Source organism: Rhodococcus sp. AH-ZY2 (assembly GCF_030916465.1).
Taxonomy (GTDB): Bacteria; Actinomycetota; Actinomycetes; order Mycobacteriales; family Mycobacteriaceae; genus Rhodococcus; species Rhodococcus ruber.
Map to the genome: position 1 here is coordinate 4,789,485 of NZ_CP126458.1, position 16,965 is coordinate 4,806,449.

Annotated in this window: 22 protein-coding genes; 17 read left to right on the top strand and 5 right to left on the bottom strand. The window is 69.8% G+C overall.

Annotated elements, in window-relative coordinates; all coding sequences use genetic code 11:
• Positions 1-126: 126 nt before the first annotated feature.
• Positions 127-1,200 (bottom strand): ABC transporter ATP-binding protein, encoded by a 1,074-nt coding sequence (locus QNA09_RS23035; protein ID WP_010596271.1) that lies wholly within the window; start codon positions 1,198-1,200, stop codon positions 127-129.
• Between the two features lie 89 nt (positions 1,201-1,289).
• Between QNA09_RS23035 and QNA09_RS23040 the strand changes: the two genes are divergently transcribed.
• Entirely contained in the window at positions 1,290-2,099 is an 810-nt protein-coding gene (locus QNA09_RS23040; protein ID WP_162919344.1) for a DUF2786 domain-containing protein, read from the top strand.
• On the top strand, positions 2,096-2,611 hold the full coding sequence (locus QNA09_RS23045; protein ID WP_017681637.1) for a TIGR04338 family metallohydrolase: 516 nt from the start codon (positions 2,096-2,098) through the stop codon (positions 2,609-2,611). The genes QNA09_RS23040 and QNA09_RS23045 overlap by 4 nt, the downstream gene beginning before the upstream one ends.
• Before the next feature lie 4 nt (positions 2,612-2,615).
• Here QNA09_RS23045 and QNA09_RS23050 read toward each other — a convergent pair whose 3' ends face one another.
• A complete protein-coding gene (locus QNA09_RS23050; RefSeq protein WP_040272969.1) occupies positions 2,616-2,837 on the bottom strand; it encodes a CsbD family protein in 222 nt (73 codons plus the stop codon).
• A 293-nt stretch (positions 2,838-3,130) separates the two neighbouring features.
• Here QNA09_RS23050 and QNA09_RS23055 point away from each other — a divergent pair, with 293 nt between their 5' ends.
• From QNA09_RS23055 to QNA09_RS23100, 10 genes are read left to right on the top strand one after another with little or no spacing between them, the layout of a single operon-like run.
• Positions 3,131-3,835, top strand: coding sequence for a hypothetical protein (locus tag QNA09_RS23055; RefSeq protein WP_026137977.1), 705 nt, complete (start codon positions 3,131-3,133; stop codon positions 3,833-3,835).
• Positions 3,836-3,840: 5 nt separating this feature from the next.
• A complete protein-coding gene (locus QNA09_RS23060) occupies positions 3,841-5,073 on the top strand; it encodes an SRPBCC family protein (RefSeq protein ID WP_119700208.1) in 1,233 nt (410 codons plus the stop codon).
• Positions 5,070-5,492 carry a gas vesicle protein GvpJ gene (gvpJ, locus tag QNA09_RS23065; RefSeq protein WP_119700209.1) on the top strand — a complete coding sequence of 141 codons (423 nt, stop codon included), beginning with the start codon at positions 5,070-5,072 and terminating at the stop codon, positions 5,490-5,492. Before QNA09_RS23060 ends, gvpJ begins: the two co-directional genes overlap by 4 nt.
• Positions 5,492-6,289 carry a GvpL/GvpF family gas vesicle protein gene (locus QNA09_RS23070; protein WP_119700210.1) on the top strand — a complete coding sequence of 266 codons (798 nt, stop codon included), beginning with the start codon at positions 5,492-5,494 and terminating at the stop codon, positions 6,287-6,289. Before gvpJ ends, QNA09_RS23070 begins: the two co-directional genes overlap by 1 nt.
• Before the next feature lie 3 nt (positions 6,290-6,292).
• Entirely contained in the window at positions 6,293-6,550 is a 258-nt protein-coding gene (locus QNA09_RS23075) for a gas vesicle protein GvpG (RefSeq protein ID WP_010596279.1), read from the top strand.
• A 6-nt stretch (positions 6,551-6,556) separates the two neighbouring features.
• A complete protein-coding gene (locus QNA09_RS23080; RefSeq protein WP_119700211.1) occupies positions 6,557-6,895 on the top strand; it encodes a gas vesicle protein in 339 nt (112 codons plus the stop codon).
• On the top strand, positions 6,892-7,281 hold the full coding sequence (locus QNA09_RS23085) for a gas vesicle protein (RefSeq protein ID WP_119700212.1): 390 nt from the start codon (positions 6,892-6,894) through the stop codon (positions 7,279-7,281). Before QNA09_RS23080 ends, QNA09_RS23085 begins: the two co-directional genes overlap by 4 nt.
• Positions 7,274-8,062, top strand: coding sequence for a GvpL/GvpF family gas vesicle protein (locus QNA09_RS23090; RefSeq protein WP_119700213.1), 789 nt, complete (start codon positions 7,274-7,276; stop codon positions 8,060-8,062). The genes QNA09_RS23085 and QNA09_RS23090 overlap by 8 nt, the downstream gene beginning before the upstream one ends.
• Positions 8,059-8,295, top strand: a complete 237-nt coding sequence (locus QNA09_RS23095; protein WP_010596284.1) for a gas vesicle protein — start codon at positions 8,059-8,061, stop codon at positions 8,293-8,295. The genes QNA09_RS23090 and QNA09_RS23095 overlap by 4 nt, the downstream gene beginning before the upstream one ends.
• Positions 8,288-8,581 carry a gas vesicle protein K gene (locus QNA09_RS23100; RefSeq protein WP_003934962.1) on the top strand — a complete coding sequence of 98 codons (294 nt, stop codon included), beginning with the start codon at positions 8,288-8,290 and terminating at the stop codon, positions 8,579-8,581. The genes QNA09_RS23095 and QNA09_RS23100 overlap by 8 nt, the downstream gene beginning before the upstream one ends.
• A 10-nt stretch (positions 8,582-8,591) precedes the next feature.
• Here QNA09_RS23100 and QNA09_RS23105 read toward each other — a convergent pair whose 3' ends face one another.
• Both QNA09_RS23105 and QNA09_RS23110 read right to left on the bottom strand, forming a co-directional pair.
• The gene (locus QNA09_RS23105; RefSeq protein WP_017681628.1) at positions 8,592-9,728 is read right to left on the bottom strand and encodes an acyl-CoA dehydrogenase family protein; all 1,137 of its coding nucleotides are present in this window, start codon (positions 9,726-9,728) and stop codon (positions 8,592-8,594) included.
• A 9-nt stretch (positions 9,729-9,737) separates the two neighbouring features.
• Entirely contained in the window at positions 9,738-10,910 is a 1,173-nt protein-coding gene (locus QNA09_RS23110) for an acyl-CoA dehydrogenase family protein (protein WP_119700214.1), read from the bottom strand.
• A 181-nt stretch (positions 10,911-11,091) separates the two neighbouring features.
• Between QNA09_RS23110 and QNA09_RS23115 the strand changes: the two genes are divergently transcribed.
• On the top strand, positions 11,092-11,730 hold the full coding sequence (locus QNA09_RS23115; RefSeq protein WP_119700215.1) for a TetR/AcrR family transcriptional regulator: 639 nt from the start codon (positions 11,092-11,094) through the stop codon (positions 11,728-11,730).
• Positions 11,731-11,736: 6 nt separating this feature from the next.
• Here QNA09_RS23115 and QNA09_RS23120 read toward each other — a convergent pair whose 3' ends face one another.
• Positions 11,737-12,213 (bottom strand): nitroreductase family deazaflavin-dependent oxidoreductase, encoded by a 477-nt coding sequence (locus QNA09_RS23120; protein WP_010596288.1) that lies wholly within the window; start codon positions 12,211-12,213, stop codon positions 11,737-11,739.
• Positions 12,214-12,305: 92 nt separating this feature from the next.
• On the opposite strand from QNA09_RS23120, the gene QNA09_RS23125 reads away from it, so the two are divergent.
• The 4 genes from QNA09_RS23125 to QNA09_RS23140 all read left to right on the top strand — a co-directional run bounded on the left by QNA09_RS23125 (position 12,306) and on the right by QNA09_RS23140 (position 16,937).
• The gene (locus tag QNA09_RS23125; protein ID WP_017681625.1) at positions 12,306-13,100 is read left to right on the top strand and encodes an LLM class F420-dependent oxidoreductase; all 795 of its coding nucleotides are present in this window, start codon (positions 12,306-12,308) and stop codon (positions 13,098-13,100) included.
• A gap of 130 nt (positions 13,101-13,230) precedes the next feature.
• Complete coding sequence (locus QNA09_RS23130; protein WP_082170342.1) at positions 13,231-14,457, top strand: acetyl-CoA acetyltransferase; 1,227 nt, start codon at positions 13,231-13,233, stop codon at positions 14,455-14,457.
• Between the two features lie 10 nt (positions 14,458-14,467).
• On the top strand, positions 14,468-15,985 hold the full coding sequence (locus QNA09_RS23135) for a carotenoid oxygenase family protein (RefSeq protein WP_119700216.1): 1,518 nt from the start codon (positions 14,468-14,470) through the stop codon (positions 15,983-15,985).
• A gap of 10 nt (positions 15,986-15,995) precedes the next feature.
• The gene (locus QNA09_RS23140) at positions 15,996-16,937 is read left to right on the top strand and encodes a helix-turn-helix domain-containing protein (RefSeq protein WP_208643854.1); all 942 of its coding nucleotides are present in this window, start codon (positions 15,996-15,998) and stop codon (positions 16,935-16,937) included.
• Positions 16,938-16,965: the final 28 nt, after the last annotated feature.

A 16,965-nucleotide genomic window follows, 5' to 3' on the forward strand; every position in this document is an offset into this window, starting at 1 on the left:
TCGTGAGAAAACCGTCGTCGGCGGCACCGGGCCACCGACATCGGCCCTTACTCTGGCATGGAGGGCACCGAACCGCAGACATTCCACCCGACCTTGATCGGTTCCGTGTCGGCGCCCGGCACCCGGTCAGCCCAGGCGACGACCGTCGGACGTGGTGAAGACGTGCACCTGGTCCGGGTCGAACCGCAGGTGCACCCGCTCGCCCTTCTGCGGCGGATTCCGCCAGTCCCCGCGCGCGACGATCTGCTGCGGGCGGCCGGCGACCTGGGCGCGGCCGTAGACGTAGGCGTCGGAGCCGAGTTCCTCGACGACGTCGACGTCCATCTCGAGGCCGTCGGGTGCGATCTCGAAGTGCTCGGGACGGATACCGACCACCACCTCGGACTCGGTGACCCGGCCGACGACGTCGCGCGGCACCTGCACGGCGGTGTCGCCGAGCATCACCCCGCGGTCGAAGACCGGCAGCGTGAACAGGTTCATCGCCGGCGAACCCATGAATCCGGCGACGAACACGTTCGCGGGCTTGTTGTAGAGCACGCGCGGTGAGGCGCACTGCTGCAGGATCCCCTTGTCGAGCACGGCGACGCGATCGCCCATCGTCATCGCCTCCACCTGGTCGTGCGTGACGTAGACGGTGGTGGTGCCGAGGCGGCGCTGCAGCTGCGCGATCTGGGTGCGGGTCTGCACGCGCAGCTTCGCGTCGAGGTTGGACAGCGGCTCGTCCATCAGGAACACCTGCGGCTGGCGGACGATGGCGCGGCCCATGGCGACGCGCTGGCGCTGACCGCCGGACAGTGCCTTGGGTTTGCGGTCGAGGTACTGCTCGAGGTCGAGCATCTTCGCCACCTCCTCGACCCGCGCCCGGATCTCCGCCTTCGGTGTCTTGGCGAGCTTGAGCGCGAAGCCCATGTTCTCGGCGACGGACATGTGCGGGTAGAGGGCATAGTTCTGGAACACCATCGCGATGTCCCGGTCCTTGGGCTCCTGCGCCGTGACGTCGCGGCCCCCGATGAGGATGCGCCCACTGTGCACCTGTTCGAGTCCCGCGAGCATGCGCAGGGAGGTGGACTTGCCGCAGCCGGACGGGCCGACCAGGACGAGGAACTCCCCGTCCTCGATCTCGAGGTTCAGCGCGTCGACGGCAGGCGTGGTCGACCCGGGGAACAGACAGGTCGCATGGTCGAAGGTCACTGGGGCCATGGCAGGAGAATAGGCGACCCCGGCGCCCCGGTGTCCTTCCGGATCGCCGCAGGCCCGAAAAGGCACCACGGCAGGCGTAACCTGCCGGAGTGAGTTCGGAGAAGATGCTGACCCGCATCGGTGGCCTGCTCCGGCAGGCGGAATCCACCGACAACCCCCACGAGGCCGACGCGTTCCTCGCCGCCGCGCAGCGGCTGGCCACGGCGGCATCGGTGGATCTGGCGGTCGCGCGTGCCCACACGGCGAGCCGGGAGCGCCGGGCGACGCCGGTGCAGCGCTTGATCACGATCGGGGAGAGCGGGAGGAAGGGGTTGCGCACGTACGCGCAGCTGTTCCTGGCGATCGCCGCCGCCAACGACGTGCAGTGCGACATCACCACGACGTCGACGGTGATCTACGCCTACGGTTTCGCCTCCGACATCGACGTGTGCGAGGCCCTGTACTCGTCGCTGCTGGTGCAGATGGTCCGCGCCTCCGACGCCTACCTGCGTTCGGGCACCTACAAGGACGAGACGACGGTGCGCACGGTGGTCGAGACCCGCGGGGGGCGGCGCGTGCGGACGCGGGTGCGCCGGCCCGTCGCGGCCGTCACCGCGCGGCTGAACTTCCAGTCGGCGTTCGCGACGCGGATCGGGCAGCGACTGTCGGACGCCAAGCAGGACATCGAGCGGGAGGCGAGCGTCGACACGCCCGGGGCGGCCCTGGCGCTGCGCGACAAGCAGATCGAGCTGCGGGACTTCTACCGCAGCACGTCCGAGGCGCGCGGCCGCTGGCGCGGGTCCGCGGTGGGGGTGGGGCACTCGTCCGACGCCCGTCGTGCCGGGGACCGGGCGGGGCGACAGGCGCGCCTGGGTACCGGTCCGGAACTGCCGGCCGCGGCCCGGAGGTTGCCGCGGTGACCCGCCTGCGCGACACCCGGAGGACCGCCGTCTACGAGGCGGAATCCTTGGTACGCACGATGTTCGACCGGGCCGACGAGCGCGGCCTGCGGGTGGTGGAGCTGGCCGGATCGCAGCTCACCCTGCCGGTGGAGCGACGCTTCGCCTCCCTCGAGTCCGTCCAGGCGTACGTGGACTCGGTGCTGGCGCTGAACTGGGTGCGGGCCCACTGGCCGCGGGCGTCGGTGCGAGCGCGCGTCCGGGCACGCGCCGGAAATTCCGCCGCTCACTACGAAAGCGATTGCGCCACAATCGCACTCCCGGAGCACCACGCCAACACCGCGTGGGCGTTCCGCGAGCTGGTGGTGCTGCACGAGCTGGCGCACCATCTGGACCCGTCCGATCCGGACGATCCGGCGGAAGCTCCGCACGGGCCCGCGTTCGTCGACCGGTTCCTGACCCTGGTCGACGAGATCGTCGGGCCCGAGGCGGCGTTCGCGCTGCGCGCCTGCGGCATCGCCGCCGGCGAATGACGACTCAGCGGAGATCGGAACGATGTGACCTGTTCTTGAACCTTCCTTGGGCGTTCCTTACCGCATGCGTGAGATTGTCCCCGAACCCCTTGACGCGCCCGGAGACCTGACCGCGCCGACCCACGCTCTGCAGGTTCCTGTTTCCGGTCCGCTTACCCAAGTTGTACCGGGTCTTGCCGACCATCTCCTCGGCCTTGTGCATCACCTTGTTGGCGAGGTGAGCCATGATGCCCTCCTTGTGGATTCCGGTGGGGACGCAACTGCGCCCGTCGAGTGTTGCGATACCCCCGTCGCGCCGGCGGGAAACGCCTCCGAGACGTACCGATCGGTCTGGTAGCACACCGCCGTCGCGCCGGATGGGCATTCCGGTCGATCGTCAGCGAATCGATGTTTGGAATGCGTAGTGTGGGCTACATCACATTCGAACCGCACCGCGGGCCCACCGCATCGGACGAGACACCGTGCGCAGCCGGGAACCTGCCCGCAACAGCGGCCACATGCAGGCGAAGGAGAATGGTCATGAAAGGTGGGGCACGAGTCGCCGCCGGGGTGAGTATCGGATACTTCCTCGGACGCACGCACAAGATGCGGCTGGCGTTGATGCTCGCGGGGGCAGGCCTGACGGGACGGCTGCCGAACAACCCGCAGGACATCCTCAAGCGTGGGGCCTCGATGGTCGGGTCCTCACCGGAACTCGTCAAGATCACCGATTCGGTCCGTGGCGAGCTGATGAGCGCCGCCCGCGCGGCCGCGGTCACCGCCGCGAGCAATCGGATCGACTCGCTCAACGAGCGGCTCCAACAGCGGGCCACCGGGCGTCCCAAGGCTTCCGAGGAGGAGCCGGAGGAAGAGGAGTACGCCGACGAGGGTCCCGAAGACGAGTACGCGGAGGGCGAATACGAACCGGCCGAGGAGTCCGCCGAGGAGGAGTATCCCGAGGAGGAAACCGACGAGGAGGAAGCCCCCGAGGAGGGAGAAGGCGCTCCGGAAGAGGCCGAGGAAGCGGAAGAAGAGGCCCCGAAGCCCGCCCGGCGGCGACCGGCCGCCAGGCGACGCACCGGCGAATCCACGAGCCGTCCCAAGACATCCCGAGCCAAGTCGAAGGCGAAGGAACCGGAGGAGTCCGGCGACGAGGACGAGGAGCCGGCGAAGCCCCGGCGACGCAGCACCCGCGCCGAGGCATCCGCCTCCGGGCGCGCTCCGGTCCGGCGCACGAGGAAGTGAGTTCGATGACGCGATCACTCGAAGACGCCACCCGCCGGCTGGGCAAGACCGCCAAGGAGACGGCCGGCAAGGCCGGAAAGACCGCCGCCGGCACGGCGGGACAGGCCGGAAAGACGGCGAGCGGGGCTGCCGGCAGCGCCGGCAAAGCGGCACAGGACCTCTCGCCCACCAAGCACCTGCAGAAGTCACTGCAGGGCCTGGCCGGCACGTTCGCCGAGCGTGCCCTGTCGACGGTCTCCGACAAGGTGACCGGAACGGCCGGGCGCCTCAACGACTATGCCGAGGGCGGGGGAGGGAATCTGCTCGGCGCGATCACCGGTGTGCAGAAGTCCGCCGAGGGGAAGTCTCCGATCACCGCGGCGCTGAGCGGCGGCTTCGAGAACGTCAAGCAGACCGCCAAGGACAAGTTCGACGACGTCAAGGAATCCCTCGGCGGCGGCGAAGGCAAGGGTAAGGGCGGCGGCAACAAGAAGCTCAAGCTCACCAACATCGTCGAGCAGATCGACGTCGGTGTTCCGATCGACCTCGCCTACGACCTGTGGACGCAGTTCGCCGACTGGCCGAAGTTCATGAAGAAGGTCGAGCAGGTCGAGCAGGCCTCCGACGAGAAGCTGCAATGGACCGGGAAGGTCTTCTGGTCCCGGCGCAACTGGGAGTCGACGATCCTCGAACAGGTTCCGTTCGATCGGATCGTGTGGCGCTCGAAGGGCGCCAAGGGCTACATCGACGGGGCGGTGACCTTCCACGAGCTCGCCGACAATCTGACCCGGATCATCATGGTGCTCGAGTACCACCCGCGGGGGTTGTTCGAGAAGACCGCCAACCTGTGGCGCGCCGTCGGCCGACGAGCGCGCTTGGAACTCAAGCACTTCGAGCGGCACGTGATGACGGAGGCCGTCCTGCACCCGGACGACGTCGTCGGCTGGCACGGGGAGATCCGTGACAGCGAGGTCGTCAAGGACGACGAGACCGCGCGGCGCGAGGAGGAGGAGCAGGAACAGGAGGAGGACGTCGGGGACGAAGGTTCGGAGGACGAACTCACCGAGGACGAGGCCGAGGACGAACTCCCCGAGGAGCAGGACGAGGAGGACGAGGGTCTGCAGGACGACGAGGACGAAGGTCTGCAGGACGAGACCGAGGAGGAGCCGGAGGAGCCCGAGGAGGAGGAGGCACCGGCACGGCGACGGCGCGGGGGCGCAGGCACACGTAGGGGCGCCCGGCGAGGAGCACGCACATGACCATCCAACCCGCCAGCGGCGGGGGCGGCGGAGGAGGAGGTGGCGGCGGCGGCACGATGGCCCGGCCGAACTCCTCCGGCCTCGCCGACGTCATCGACACCATCCTGGACAAGGGACTCGTCATCGACGCGTTCGTGCGAGTATCGCTGGTGGGCATCGAGCTGCTGACCATCGACGCACGCATCGTGGTGGCCAGCGTCGACACCTATCTGCGATTCGCCGAGGCGGTGAACCGCCTCGAGATCGCCGACAACGAGCCGAAGGGCCTGCCGGACCTCGTCGGTGACATCACCCAGGGCGGGGCGAAGCACAAGACCAAGGGCGCGCTCGAAGCCGCGGGTGAGAAGGTGATGGACTTCCTCGGCGACGTCGAGGACAAGCGGGAGACGGCAAGCCGACCGAAGCGAAGGGGGGATTGATGTCCACCGATCAGGCCGCAGAGGCACCCGAGAGCGAGGGCGGGCAGAGCACCGCGATGTACGTCTACGGCATCGTGCCGGCCGACGTGGAGCCCGAGGAGCACGCGAAGGGTGTGGGTGATCCGCAGAGCGACGTCGCGGTGGTGCGTCACGGCGACATCGCCGCCCTCGTCAGCGAGATCTCCGTCGACCGGCCGCTCGGCACGCCCGACGACCTGAAGGCGCACGCCGAACTGCTGGACGGTTCCGCGGCCGTCGCGCCCGTGCTGCCGTTGCGGTTCGGGGCGGTGATGACCGACGCCGAGGCGGTGGAGAAGGAACTGCTCGAGGAGAACCACGACGAGCTGAAGGCGGCCCTCGACGAGCTCGAGGGCCGGGCACAGTTCGTGATCAAGGGCCGCTACGTCGAGAACGCCGTGCTGCGCGAGGTGCTCGACGAGAACTCCGAGGCCGCCCGGCTGCGCGAGGAGATCCGCGACAAGTCGGAGGACGCCACCCGCGACGCCCGCATGGCGCTCGGGGAGATCATCACCCAGGCGATCGAGGCCAAACGCGCCGAGGACACCCGTCGGGTGATCGACACCCTCGAGGCCCTCGAACCGATGGTCAACGAGCGGCAGCCCACCCACGAGGAGGACGCGGCGCACATCGCCGTCCTCGTCGAGCTCGACCGGCAGGGCGAACTCGAGGAGGCGGTCGGCTCCCTCGCGCAGGAATGGGACGGCCGCGTCGAGATGACGCTGCTGGGCCCGATGGCGGCGTACGACTTCGTGATGAAGCGGGAACCGGAGGGCTGACACATGGGACTGATCTCGGCCATCCTCACGCTGCCGCTGGCACCGGTCAAAGGCGTGCTCTGGCTCGGCGAAGTCATCCAGGACCAGGTCGAGCAGAAGATGCACGACCCCGCGACCATCCGGAAGGAACTCGAGGAGATCGACGAGGCGGCGGCGGCCGGTCACTTGTCGGAGGACGAGAAGGAGGAGGCACAGCAGGCGGTCCTGGACCGCATGATCCGGCCGGGCGGCGGCACGACACCCGCCGCGAGGGGGGAGTGAGAACCCGTGAGCGCCAAGGACACACCCGAGGATCCCGGCGACGGCCACGACGAGGAAGCGGGCGAGCCGCCGGCCCTGACGGCAGGTGAGGCCGCCGCGACCGCGATCGAGCACCTCGTGCAGCTGACCTCGAAGGAGCCGCAGGGCGCCACGTCGGTGGAACCGGCCGATCACGGCTGGACGGTGGAGGTCGAGGTGCTCGAGGACCGGCGCATCCCGTCGTCGGCGGACATGCTGGCCCTCTACGAGGTGGAGATCGACCTGGACGGCAACCTGCTGGCCTACCGCCGGACCAAGCGGTACGGCCGCGGCAGCAGTGACATCGGAGAAAGGGACCGGCGATGACGGTGGTGGGGGGCAGTTCGTCGCCGCAACCGTACGGGGGTGGCCATCAGTCGACGAACCTCGGCGACATCCTCGAGCGGGTGCTCGACAAGGGGCTGGTGATCGCCGGGGACATCCAGGTGAACCTGCTCGACATCGAGTTGCTCACCATCAAACTGCGGCTGGTGGTCGCGTCGCTCGAAACGGCGAAGGCGGTGGGCATCGACTGGTGGGAATCGGATCCGTGGCTCAGCAGCAAGGCCCGCAACCGCGAGCTCGATCGGGAGGACGACAAGCTGGAACTCGAGAACCGGCGGCTGCGCGAGCGGATCGCCGAACTCGAGGCCGGGCAGGGCCGGCGCGCGGCCGTCGAGAGCGCCCGTGACGAAGAGGAGGACCGTGGCTGACGGAACGGGAGTGTGGCTGTACGCCGTGACGGACGACCGGCTCGCCGAGGGGGATCTCGGCGGGCTGGCCGGCGTCGCCGGCGAGGCGGTGCGCGCCGTGGGATCCGGGGGGCTCACGGCCGTCGTGGGTTCGGTGCCGCTCGCGGTGTTCGGGGAGGAGCCGCTGAAACGCAATCTCGAGGACCTGTCGTGGCTCGAGGCGACGGCCCGGGCGCACGACGCGGTCGTCTCGACCGTCGCCCAGCGCGGTCCGGCGGTCCCGTTGCGCCTGGCGACCGTCTACCTCGACGACGCCCGTGTGCGCGACCTCCTCGACGAGCGGCAGGCCGACTTCGAGTCGGCGCTGACCCTCGTGACGGGTCGCACCGAATGGGGTGTCAAGGCGTACGGCGACCGGCAGGCCCTCGCCGACGCGGTCGCGGAAGCGCAGATCGCGGGCAGCGCCAAGGGTTCGGGAACGGCGTATCTGCTCCGTCGCCGCGCGCAGCTGGCCGCGCAGGAGTCCGTCGAACGCGACGCCGCGGCCCGCGCCGACGAGATCCACTCCCGGTTGCTGCGGCAGGCCGCCGCCGGTCGGCGGCAGCCCGCGACGGATCCGGCGCTGAGCGGCCGCCGGGACTGGATGGTGCTCAACGGCACCTATCTGGTGGACGACGACCGCGCGGACGAGTTCGCGAGGGCCGTCGAGGAACTCCGCAAGGAGTATCGCGGGATCCGGCTCGAGCTGACCGGGCCGTGGCCGCCGTATTCGTTCGCCGGCGTCGAACGGGACACGGCATGAAGCACGTCGACCCCTCCGTGGACGGCGAGCGTCGCATCGCCCTGATCGATCTGCTGGACCGGGTGCTCGCCGGCGGCGTCGTCATCACGGGCGACATCAAGCTTTCGATCGCGGACGTCGACATGGTGCAGATCTCGCTGCGGGCGCTCATCTCCTCCGTCAGCACGCTGTCGGTCACGGCGATCGAGCCACCCGTCCCGCGGGACGCCCTGGAGCCTCCGGTCGATGACTGAATTCGAGGGCATCCCACCGCGTATCGACGCCGATCCCGAGTCGGTCGAGCGTGGACTGGTCACGCTCGTGCTCACCCTCGTGGAGTTGCTGCGGCAACTGATGGAACGGCAGGCGTTGCGGCGCGTGGACGAGGGCGACCTGAGCGACGAGCAGATCGAGCGCATCGGCACCACCCTCATGCTGCTCGAGGAGCGCATGGGGGAGTTGCGCGACCACTTCGGGCTCACCCCCGAGGATCTCAACATCGACCTCGGACCGCTGGGGACGCTGCTGCCCCGGGAGTGAGCCCGTGTCGTCACATGCCGGCGACCTCGATGCGGTCGTAGTCCGCGACGGATCCGGCAAGCACCCGCACGTGGTCCTCCATGGTGCCGAGCGTGTGCTCGATCGCGGTCAGCCGGCTCACGTAGTGGCCCACCGGGTATTCGGCGGTGATCCCGATACCGCCGTGCATCTGGATCGCCTCCTGCCCGAGCTTCCGGGCCGACCGGCCCACCTGCAGCTTCGCCCGCGACGCGATCGTCGGGTCGACGATGCCGTCGGCGAGGGCCATGGTGGCGTACAGGCTCATGCTCGACGCCAGTTCGAGCAGGACGTACATGTCGGCCGCGCGATGGGTCAGCGCCTGGAAACGGGCGAGGGGGGCGCCGAACTGCTTGCGCTGCTTCAGGTAATCGGTGGTCAGGCGGAGCGTCTCGGACAGCGCACCGACGGCCTCCGCGCACAGCGCGGCCTGCGCCCGCACCTGGGCGGCGGTGATCGCCGAGGTGACGTCCGCGGCCTCACCGAGCGGCACGGCGGCCGCCGAGTCGAGGACGAGCTGCGCGGCGCGGCGCTCGTCGTGGGTGCGGTACGGGGTGCGGGTGACGCCGGCCGCGTCGGCGTCGACGAGGAACAGCCCGACCCCACCCTCCGGCAGCCGCGCCGAGACCACGAACGTCTCGGCGCAGTCCCCGTGCAGCACAGGGTTCTTGCGGCCGGTCAGGGTCCAGCCGCCGCCGCTGTGGGCGGCGCTCGTGGCGACCTCGACTGCCGGCCAGCGGCTGCCCGGCTCGTCGTGGGCGAACGCGAGCAACAGCGCGCCCTCCGAGAGGCGCGGCAGGAGGTCCGTGCGCTGCGCGTCGGTGCCGACCTCGGCGACGAGGCCGCCCGGCAGGAACACCGCGTTCAGGAGCGGTTCGGGGGCCAGCGCCCGGCCGATCTCGCCCATCACGGCCATGATCTCCACCGGTCCTGCACCCATTCCGCCGTGCTCCTCGGCGAACGGCAGGCCGAGCACGCCGAGCTCGGCGAGCTGGCGCCACACGTCGGTGCTCCAGCCGCGGTCGGTATCGGCGACCTTGTTACGGGTCTCGGTGTCGTAGGTGCCCGAGAGCACGTCCCGGACCGTCTTGCGGAGCAGGTCCTGTTCGGTATCGAGTTCGAAGTTCATGACAGTGGCTCACAATCCGAGGATCGAGGAGGCAATGATCGAGCGCTGCACCTCGCTCGATCCGCCGTAGATGGACACCTTGCGGTAGTTCAGGTAGGTCGGGGCGGTGCGCTGCGCCCACTCCGGCGAGTCGATACCCTCCGCGCCGACCGGCAGCGAGTCGGGTCCGGCGATGTCGGTGAGCAGTTCGGTGACCGCCTGCTGCAGCTCCGAGCCGCGCAGCTTGAGCAGCGACGACGCCGGATTGGGCTTGCCGTCGGCGGAACCGGCGACCACCCGCAGCTGGGTGAGTTCGAGTGTGAGGAGCTCGTTCTCGATCTCGGCGAGGCGCGCGGCGAACAGCGGATCGTCGAGCAAGGTGCCGGATCCGGCACGGGTCCGTGCGGCGAGCTGCTTGGCGCGGGCGAGCCGGACCTTGGTGGCCCCGACGCGGGCGATACCGGTGCGTTCGTTGCCGAGCAGGAACTTCGCGTAGCTCCAGCCCGCGTTCTCCTCGCCGACCAGGTTCTCGGCGGGGACGCGCACGTTCTCGAAGAAGACCTCGTTGACCTCGTAGCTGCCGTCGACGAGCTTGATCGGACGGACGGTCAGGCCGGGGGTGTTCATGTCGATGAGCAGCATCGAGATGCCGGCCTGCTTCTTCGGCGCATCCGGGTCGGTGCGCACCAGGCAGAAGATCCAGTCGGCGTGCTGGGCGAGGGTGGTCCACGTCTTCTGGCCGTTGACGATGTAGTCGTCGCCGTCGCGCACGGCGCGGGTCTTGAGGGAAGCGAGGTCGGAGCCGGCCTCGGGCTCCGAGAATCCCTGACACCACCAGATGTCGAGGTTCGCGGTGGCGGGCAGGAAGCGCTCCCTGAGCTCCTGCGACCCGAAGTGCGCGATCACGGGTCCGATCATGGATGCGTTGAACGGCAGCGGATCGGGCACGGAGGCGAGCTGCATCTCGTCGAGCCAGATGTGGCGCTGGACGGGGGTCCAGTCCTTGCCACCCCACTCGACCGGCCAGTTCGGCACCGCCAATCCCTTGGCGTTGAGGATCTGCTGGCTCCGGACGACCTCGTCGCGTTCCAGGTGCCGGCCGGCCGCGACTTTCTCGCGGATCTCGGCGGGGAACTCGGTGGTGAAGAACGTGCGCAGTTCGTCGCGGAACGCGAGCTCTTCGTCGGTGAGCTTCAGGTTCATGGGGGCCTTCCGTCACGGTTGTGCCTGTGCGAGCGCAACACCGGCGACGACCGATCCCCGCGCCGCGCTACCTGATTCGCCGGGACGAGGGGGTGGTTCGCTCTGGTGCTGCCTACTCCCCGACTGTAACCTGACAGTGTTAGGTTGTCCAGGTCCCGGATTCGACGAGGAGGGAGCATCGATGGCCCGGCCCCGCACCCCGCTTCTCAGCCGCCCGCTCATCCGCGAGACCGCGCTGCGCCTCGTCGACGAGCACGGCCTCGACGAACTGTCCATGCGCAAGATCGCCGCGGAGCTCAGCGTCCGCGCCCCATCGCTCTACAGCCACTACGCGAACAAGGACGAACTGCTCGACGACATCGCCGACCGGATCGGGGAGTCCGTCGACGTCGGCGGGTTCGACACCGACGACTGGCTCGACGCGCTGCGGCGCTGGGCGAGGTCCTACCGCGCCGCCCTCGCCGAGCACCCGAACCTCGTCCCCTTCCTCGCACGCAGCCCCGGCCGGCGAGAGCTCGCCCTCGACCACGCCAATGCCGTGCACGGCGGTCTCACCCGTTGCGGCTGGCCCCCGCGCACCGCAACCCTGATCGGCGCGTCGATCAAGTACCTCGTCGTCGGCTCGGCCATCGCCTCGTTCTCCGGGGGCTTCCTGGACGATCTCACCATCTACCGGGAACGCTATCCGCATCTGTCCCAGGCACACCGGCTGCGCGAACATGCGGACGAGATCGACCGCGACGGATTCGAGCTGGCGCTCGAGTCGTTCCTGCAGGGCCTGGCACAGCGGTTCGCGAGCCTCACCGGCGCGGACCGCTGAGCGGTCTCAGGTACGGCGCAACCGCACGAACCGCAGCTGCCGGCCCGCCGCCCGATAGTCGGCCTCGCTGCCGTCGACCTCGAACCCCATCGCCGCGCACAACCGCGGCGCGACCTTCGGGTGCCGGCGCCCGTACCGCGCCATGAACTCCGCGGCGTCGTCGGGCGGCAGGAACTCGGCGGTGACCGCCAGCTTCTCGCGCCCCGACTCGATCCGCGCCGCGGGGTGCGCCCGCAGGTTGCGGTACCAGTCGGTCTGCTTCCCGAAGCCGACGGCCACGACGAATCCGCCGGACGTGTCCTCGTGGTTCACCACCTCGAGCACCGTCTGCCGGGGCACGCCGCTGCGCCGGCCGACATGGTGCAGCAGCAGGAATCTGCGACCCAGCACTCGCCCCAGCCCGATCCGGTAGAGGTGGATCGGAGCACGCAGGAATCGGCGGCGCAGCCCGGTCGGTGGTGCGGCAGGTTCGGTGAGGCGCATTCCTTCACTGTGCGCCCGAGCCGTCGGCCGCACCACCGGAACGCGGCCGCGGATCGGCTGCGAGACCCGCGCGACGGCCCTACCGTTGACCCATGCACCGTCCCATACGCATCGGTCTCCAACTCCAGCCCCAGCACCAGCCCGACTACGGGAAGATCCGCGACACCGTGCTCCGCGCCGAGGACGCGGGCGCCGACATCGTCTTCAACTGGGACCACTTCTATCCCCTCTCCGGGGACCCGGACGGCGCCCACTTCGAATGCTGGACGATGCTCGGGGCCTGGGCGGAACAGACCGAGCGCGTCGAGATCGGGGCGCTCGTCACCGGCGGCGGCTACCGCAATCCCGATCTGCTCGCCGACATGGCCCGCACCGTCGACCACATCAGCGGCGGCCGGCTCATCCTCGGCATCGGCGCCGGCTGGTTCGAGAAGGACTACGACGAGTACGGCTACGACTTCGGCACCAAGGGTTCCCGGCTGAAACTGCTCGGCGAATACCTGCCCCGGATCACCGCGCGGCTCGCGAAGCTCAACCCCCAGCCGACCCGGCACATCCCGCTGCTCATCGGCGGCGGCGGACCCCGCAAGACCATCCCCCTGGTGGCGCAGTACGCCGACATCTGGCACAGCTTCGGCGACCTCGACACCCACAGGGAGAAGGCCGGGATCCTCGCCGCGCGCTGCGCCGACGTCGGCCGTTCGCCGAACCAGATCGAACGGTCCGTGCCGTGGCGCGGTACCGGGAACGCGGCCCCGCTGGTCGAGGCCGGCGTCACCCTGTTCACCGTGGGAGTGAGCGGACCCGACTACGACCTGACGGACCTCGTCGAGGCGATCGGGTGGCGGGACGAGAACTCCGCGCCGCCGCTCTCCGGCCTGGCCTGACAGCGGGCTCGGGCCGCCGGGGACGCGGCAACCGGAGTGCAGGGTTCCCGGCTACCCGCGAGCCCACCGTTGCGCCGAACCAGTCACTCTGTTTACTGTAGTTGAAACCACGGACGGTCGAACCCAGGCGGTGAGCGGCGTGAACCCTGCGGGCGTGTGGATCGCCGGTGGATACCAATCCGACTTCGCGCGGAACCTGACCAGGGAAAATCGGAACCTTGCGGACCTCGTCGCCGAGACGGTGACGGAAACGCTGCACGACGCCCACATCGACGCCGCCGACGTCGGGGTGATCCACGTCGGCAACGCCTTCGGACAGCTCTACACCGGTCAGGGACACCTCGGCGGCATGCCGGCCTCCGTGCTGCCCGAACTGTGGGGGATCCCGGCTACCCGGCACGAGGGGGCCTGCGCATCCGGCTCACTCGCCGTGCTCGCCGCGACGGCCGATCTCGAGGCCGGGCGCTACGACTGTGCCCTCGTGCTCGGCGTCGAACTCGAACGGTGCGTCCCCGGCGACGCCGGCACCCGGGTCATGGACGCCGCGGCCTGGGTCGGACAGGAAGGTGCCGAGGCGAAGTACATGTGGCCGTATATGTTCGACAGGATCGCCGACGAGTACGACCGCCGCTACGGCCTCGACGACGAGCACCTGCGGGCGATCGCGGAACTGAACATCCGCAACGCGCGCGCCAATCCGAATGCGCAGACCCGCAACCGGACCTACGGACCTGGGAGCTTCGGCCCGGACGACACCGCCAATCCGGTGGTCGAAGGACGCCTCCGCAGGACCGACTGCAGTCCGTTGACGGACGGGGCCGCAGGCGTGGTGCTGCTGAGCAACCGCTATCTGAGCCGGCACCCCCGCACCGTCGACGACATGACCCGCATCCTCGGCTGGGGCCACCGCACGGTCGGACTGTCCTTGTCCGGCAAACTTACCCGCGACGACGACGATCCCCTCGTCATGCCGCACGTGCGCGCCACGATCGTCGACGCGTTCGAGCGGAGCGGCATCGGCGGCGTCCGCGACCTCGACCTGATCGAAACCCACGACTGCTTCACGGTCGGCGAATACCTGGCCGTCGACCACTTCGGGATCACCGCCCCCGGCCGGAGCTGGCAGGCGATCGAGAACGGCGACCTCGAGATCGGTGGCCGCATCCCCGTGAACCCCAGCGGCGGGCTTCTCGGCGGCGGGCATCCGGTCGGCGCCACCGGAGTCCGGATGCTGCTCGACTGCCACCGCCAGATCACCGGGCGCGCCGGCGACTACCAGGTGCCCGGCGCCGCCCGAGCCGCGACCCTGAATATCGGCGGAAGTACCACCACCACGGTCGCTTTCGTCGTCGGCTGAAAGGACTTCCATGGAACTCGAGATCCTGGGACGGGCGCTGTCCACCCTGCCCGCGGACGACGACCACCCGTACCGCACCGGTCCGTGGCGTCCGCAGCACACCGAGCGTCGCGCCGACGACCTCGAGGTGGTCGGCGACCTGCCGGCCGACCTGGACGGCGTGTACCTGCGTAACACCGAGAACCCGGCGCACCCCGCACTCGAAGGTCTCTACCATCCGTTCGACGGTGACGGCATGGTGCACGTCGTCGGCTTCCGGGACGGAAAGGCCTTCTACCGAAACAGATTCGTGAGGACCGACGGTTTCCTGGCCGAGCAGGAGGCCGGCGGCCCGCTGTGGGCGGGCATCGCCGAACGGCCCCAGAACTCGATCCGCCGGGACGGCTGGGGCGCCCGCGGCCACATGAAGGACGCCTCCAGCACGGACGTCACCGTGCATCGCGGCGTCGCCCTGACCAGTTTCTGGCAGTGCGGGGACCTCTACCGCCTCGACCCGACCACCCTCGAGACCTTGGGCAAGGCGACGTGGGACGGCCGATTCCCCTCCGACTGGGGCGTTTCCGCCCATCCGAAGGCCGACGCCCGCACCGGCGAGTTGCTGTTCTTCAACTACGGCACCGACGCCCCGTACCTGCACTACGGCGTGGTCGACGCCGAGGACCGGCTGGCGCACTACGTCGACATCCCCCTGCCCGGCCCGCGCCTGCCTCACGACATGGCATTCACCGAGAACTACGCGATCCTCAACGACTGTCCCCTGTTCTGGATCCCGGAGGCCCTCGCGCACGGCAAGTACGTGCCGCGCTACCACCCCGACCTGCCGATGCGGCTCGGCGTCCTACCCCGGCGCGGCCGCCCGGACCAGATCGTCTGGTTCGACGCCGACCCGACCTACGTGCTGCACTGGACCAACGCCTACGAGGACGGCGACGAGATCGTGCTCGAGGGATTCCATCAGGAGACGCCGGAACCGCCGGACGACGGCACCGGAACGCTCTACCGGCGGCTGTTCCGTTCGCTGGCGCTCGACCGCATGGGCACCCACCTGCATCGCTGGCGGTTGAACCTGCGCACCGGTTCGCTCACCGAGGAGCGGCTGTCCGAGTCCGTCACCGAATTCGGAATGATCAATCCGCACCACGGCGGCGTCCGTCACCGCTACACCTACGCCGCGACGGGGGTACCGGGCTGGTTCCTCTTCGACGGGCTCGTCAAACACGACGTGCAGACCGGCGCAGAGGAGCACTACTCGTTCGGCGAGGGCGTCTTCGGCAGCGAGACGGTGATGGCGCCCCGCACCGGGTCCGCGGGCGAGGACGACGGCTACCTGATCACGATCACCACCGACATGAACCGGGACCGGTCCGAATGCCTGGTCTTCGACGCACAGCGACCCGCGGACGGACCGCTCGCGCGGATCCGACTGCCCGAACGGGTCTCGAGCGGCACCCACTCGACGTGGGCGGCGGGGTCGGGCCTCCCGGGATGGCGGGACGCGGACCGGGCCGGCGACGTCCTGAACCTATGATCATGTGTCGATGGCAGGTTCCGGCACGGTCACCGAACTCGAGCCGGGCGGTGACAACGCGATCGCGGTCACCCTCGGCATCCTCGGCGACGAATGGAACCTGTGGATCCTGCGGTACGCGTTGCAGGGCGACCGCCGCTACCGGGACTGGATCGAGCGGGGGGAGATCTCCAACGCCGTGCTGACCGCGCGGCTGACCCGCCTCACCGACTCGGAACTCCTCGAGCGGGTGCAGTACCAGACGCGGCCGGCTCGGCACGAGTACCGGTTGACGGCGCGCGGCCACGGCGTGTGGCCGGTCCTGCTCACCATGTGGGCGTGGGAACAGCAGTGGGCGCCGGACCACAGGGGGCAGCTCCCGGCCCGGCGGCACACGGTCTGCGCCGCCCGGTTCACCCCGGTCCTCGTCTGCGGCCACTGCGACCGTCCAGTCGGCACGCCCGACGTCGAGGCGCAGCTCGGCCCCAGCGGGCAGTGGTCGCGGAGCGTGCCCGCGGCGACCGGGCGCCGCCGGTCCGGCCGCGCCCGCTCGCCGGAGATCCTGCCGCACACGATGGAACTGCTCGGCGACCGGTGGTCGGCGGCACTGCTCGGGGCGGCGTTCCTCGGCGCCACCCGCTACGGCCAGTTCGCCGAGCGCATGGGTGCGCCGCCGACGGTGGTCGCCGGCCGGCTCCGGCGCTTCACCGAACTCGGCGTGCTCCAGGAACTGCCCAATCCCGCCCGCCCTGCGTGGGTGACCTACCACCTGACCGACAAGGGGCGCGCGTTCTTCCCCGTCGTCGCCTGCATGATCGACTGGGGGCTGCGCTGGTTCCGCGCACCGGAGGGACCGGCGATCGTCCTGTGTCACCGCGAATGCGACCATACCTTCACCCCCGTCCTGGCGTGCAGTCACTGCGGGGAGCGGCTGCGGGCCTCCACGGTCTCGATCGAGCCGTCCGGCGGCTGACCCGCCCGGCGCCTCGATTCGGATTAGG

Excerpts from the sequence above, each read along its gene's own strand:
- QNA09_RS23035 (WP_010596271.1), bottom strand. The coding sequence starts at position 1,200 with ATGGCCCCAGTGACCTTCGACCATGCGACCTGTCTGTTCCCCGGGTCG.
- QNA09_RS23050 (WP_040272969.1), bottom strand. The coding sequence starts at position 2,837 with ATGGCTCACCTCGCCAACAAGGTGATGCACAAGGCCGAGGAGATGGTC.
- QNA09_RS23055 (WP_026137977.1), top strand. The coding sequence starts at position 3,131 with ATGAAAGGTGGGGCACGAGTCGCCGCCGGGGTGAGTATCGGATACTTC.
- QNA09_RS23060 (WP_119700208.1), top strand. The coding sequence starts at position 3,841 with ATGACGCGATCACTCGAAGACGCCACCCGCCGGCTGGGCAAGACCGCC.
- gvpJ (WP_119700209.1), top strand. The coding sequence starts at position 5,070 with ATGACCATCCAACCCGCCAGCGGCGGGGGCGGCGGAGGAGGAGGTGGC.
- QNA09_RS23070 (WP_119700210.1), top strand. The coding sequence starts at position 5,492 with ATGTCCACCGATCAGGCCGCAGAGGCACCCGAGAGCGAGGGCGGGCAG.
- QNA09_RS23075 (WP_010596279.1), top strand. The coding sequence starts at position 6,293 with ATGGGACTGATCTCGGCCATCCTCACGCTGCCGCTGGCACCGGTCAAA.
- QNA09_RS23085 (WP_119700212.1), top strand. The coding sequence starts at position 6,892 with ATGACGGTGGTGGGGGGCAGTTCGTCGCCGCAACCGTACGGGGGTGGC.
- QNA09_RS23095 (WP_010596284.1), top strand. The coding sequence starts at position 8,059 with ATGAAGCACGTCGACCCCTCCGTGGACGGCGAGCGTCGCATCGCCCTG.
- QNA09_RS23100 (WP_003934962.1), top strand. The coding sequence starts at position 8,288 with ATGACTGAATTCGAGGGCATCCCACCGCGTATCGACGCCGATCCCGAG.
- QNA09_RS23105 (WP_017681628.1), bottom strand. The coding sequence starts at position 9,728 with ATGAACTTCGAACTCGATACCGAACAGGACCTGCTCCGCAAGACGGTC.
- QNA09_RS23110 (WP_119700214.1), bottom strand. The coding sequence starts at position 10,910 with ATGAACCTGAAGCTCACCGACGAAGAGCTCGCGTTCCGCGACGAACTG.
- QNA09_RS23115 (WP_119700215.1), top strand. The coding sequence starts at position 11,092 with ATGGCCCGGCCCCGCACCCCGCTTCTCAGCCGCCCGCTCATCCGCGAG.
- QNA09_RS23120 (WP_010596288.1), bottom strand. The coding sequence starts at position 12,213 with ATGCGCCTCACCGAACCTGCCGCACCACCGACCGGGCTGCGCCGCCGA.
- QNA09_RS23125 (WP_017681625.1), top strand. The coding sequence starts at position 12,306 with ATGCACCGTCCCATACGCATCGGTCTCCAACTCCAGCCCCAGCACCAG.
- QNA09_RS23135 (WP_119700216.1), top strand. The coding sequence starts at position 14,468 with ATGGAACTCGAGATCCTGGGACGGGCGCTGTCCACCCTGCCCGCGGAC.
- QNA09_RS23140 (WP_208643854.1), top strand. The coding sequence starts at position 15,996 with ATGGCAGGTTCCGGCACGGTCACCGAACTCGAGCCGGGCGGTGACAAC.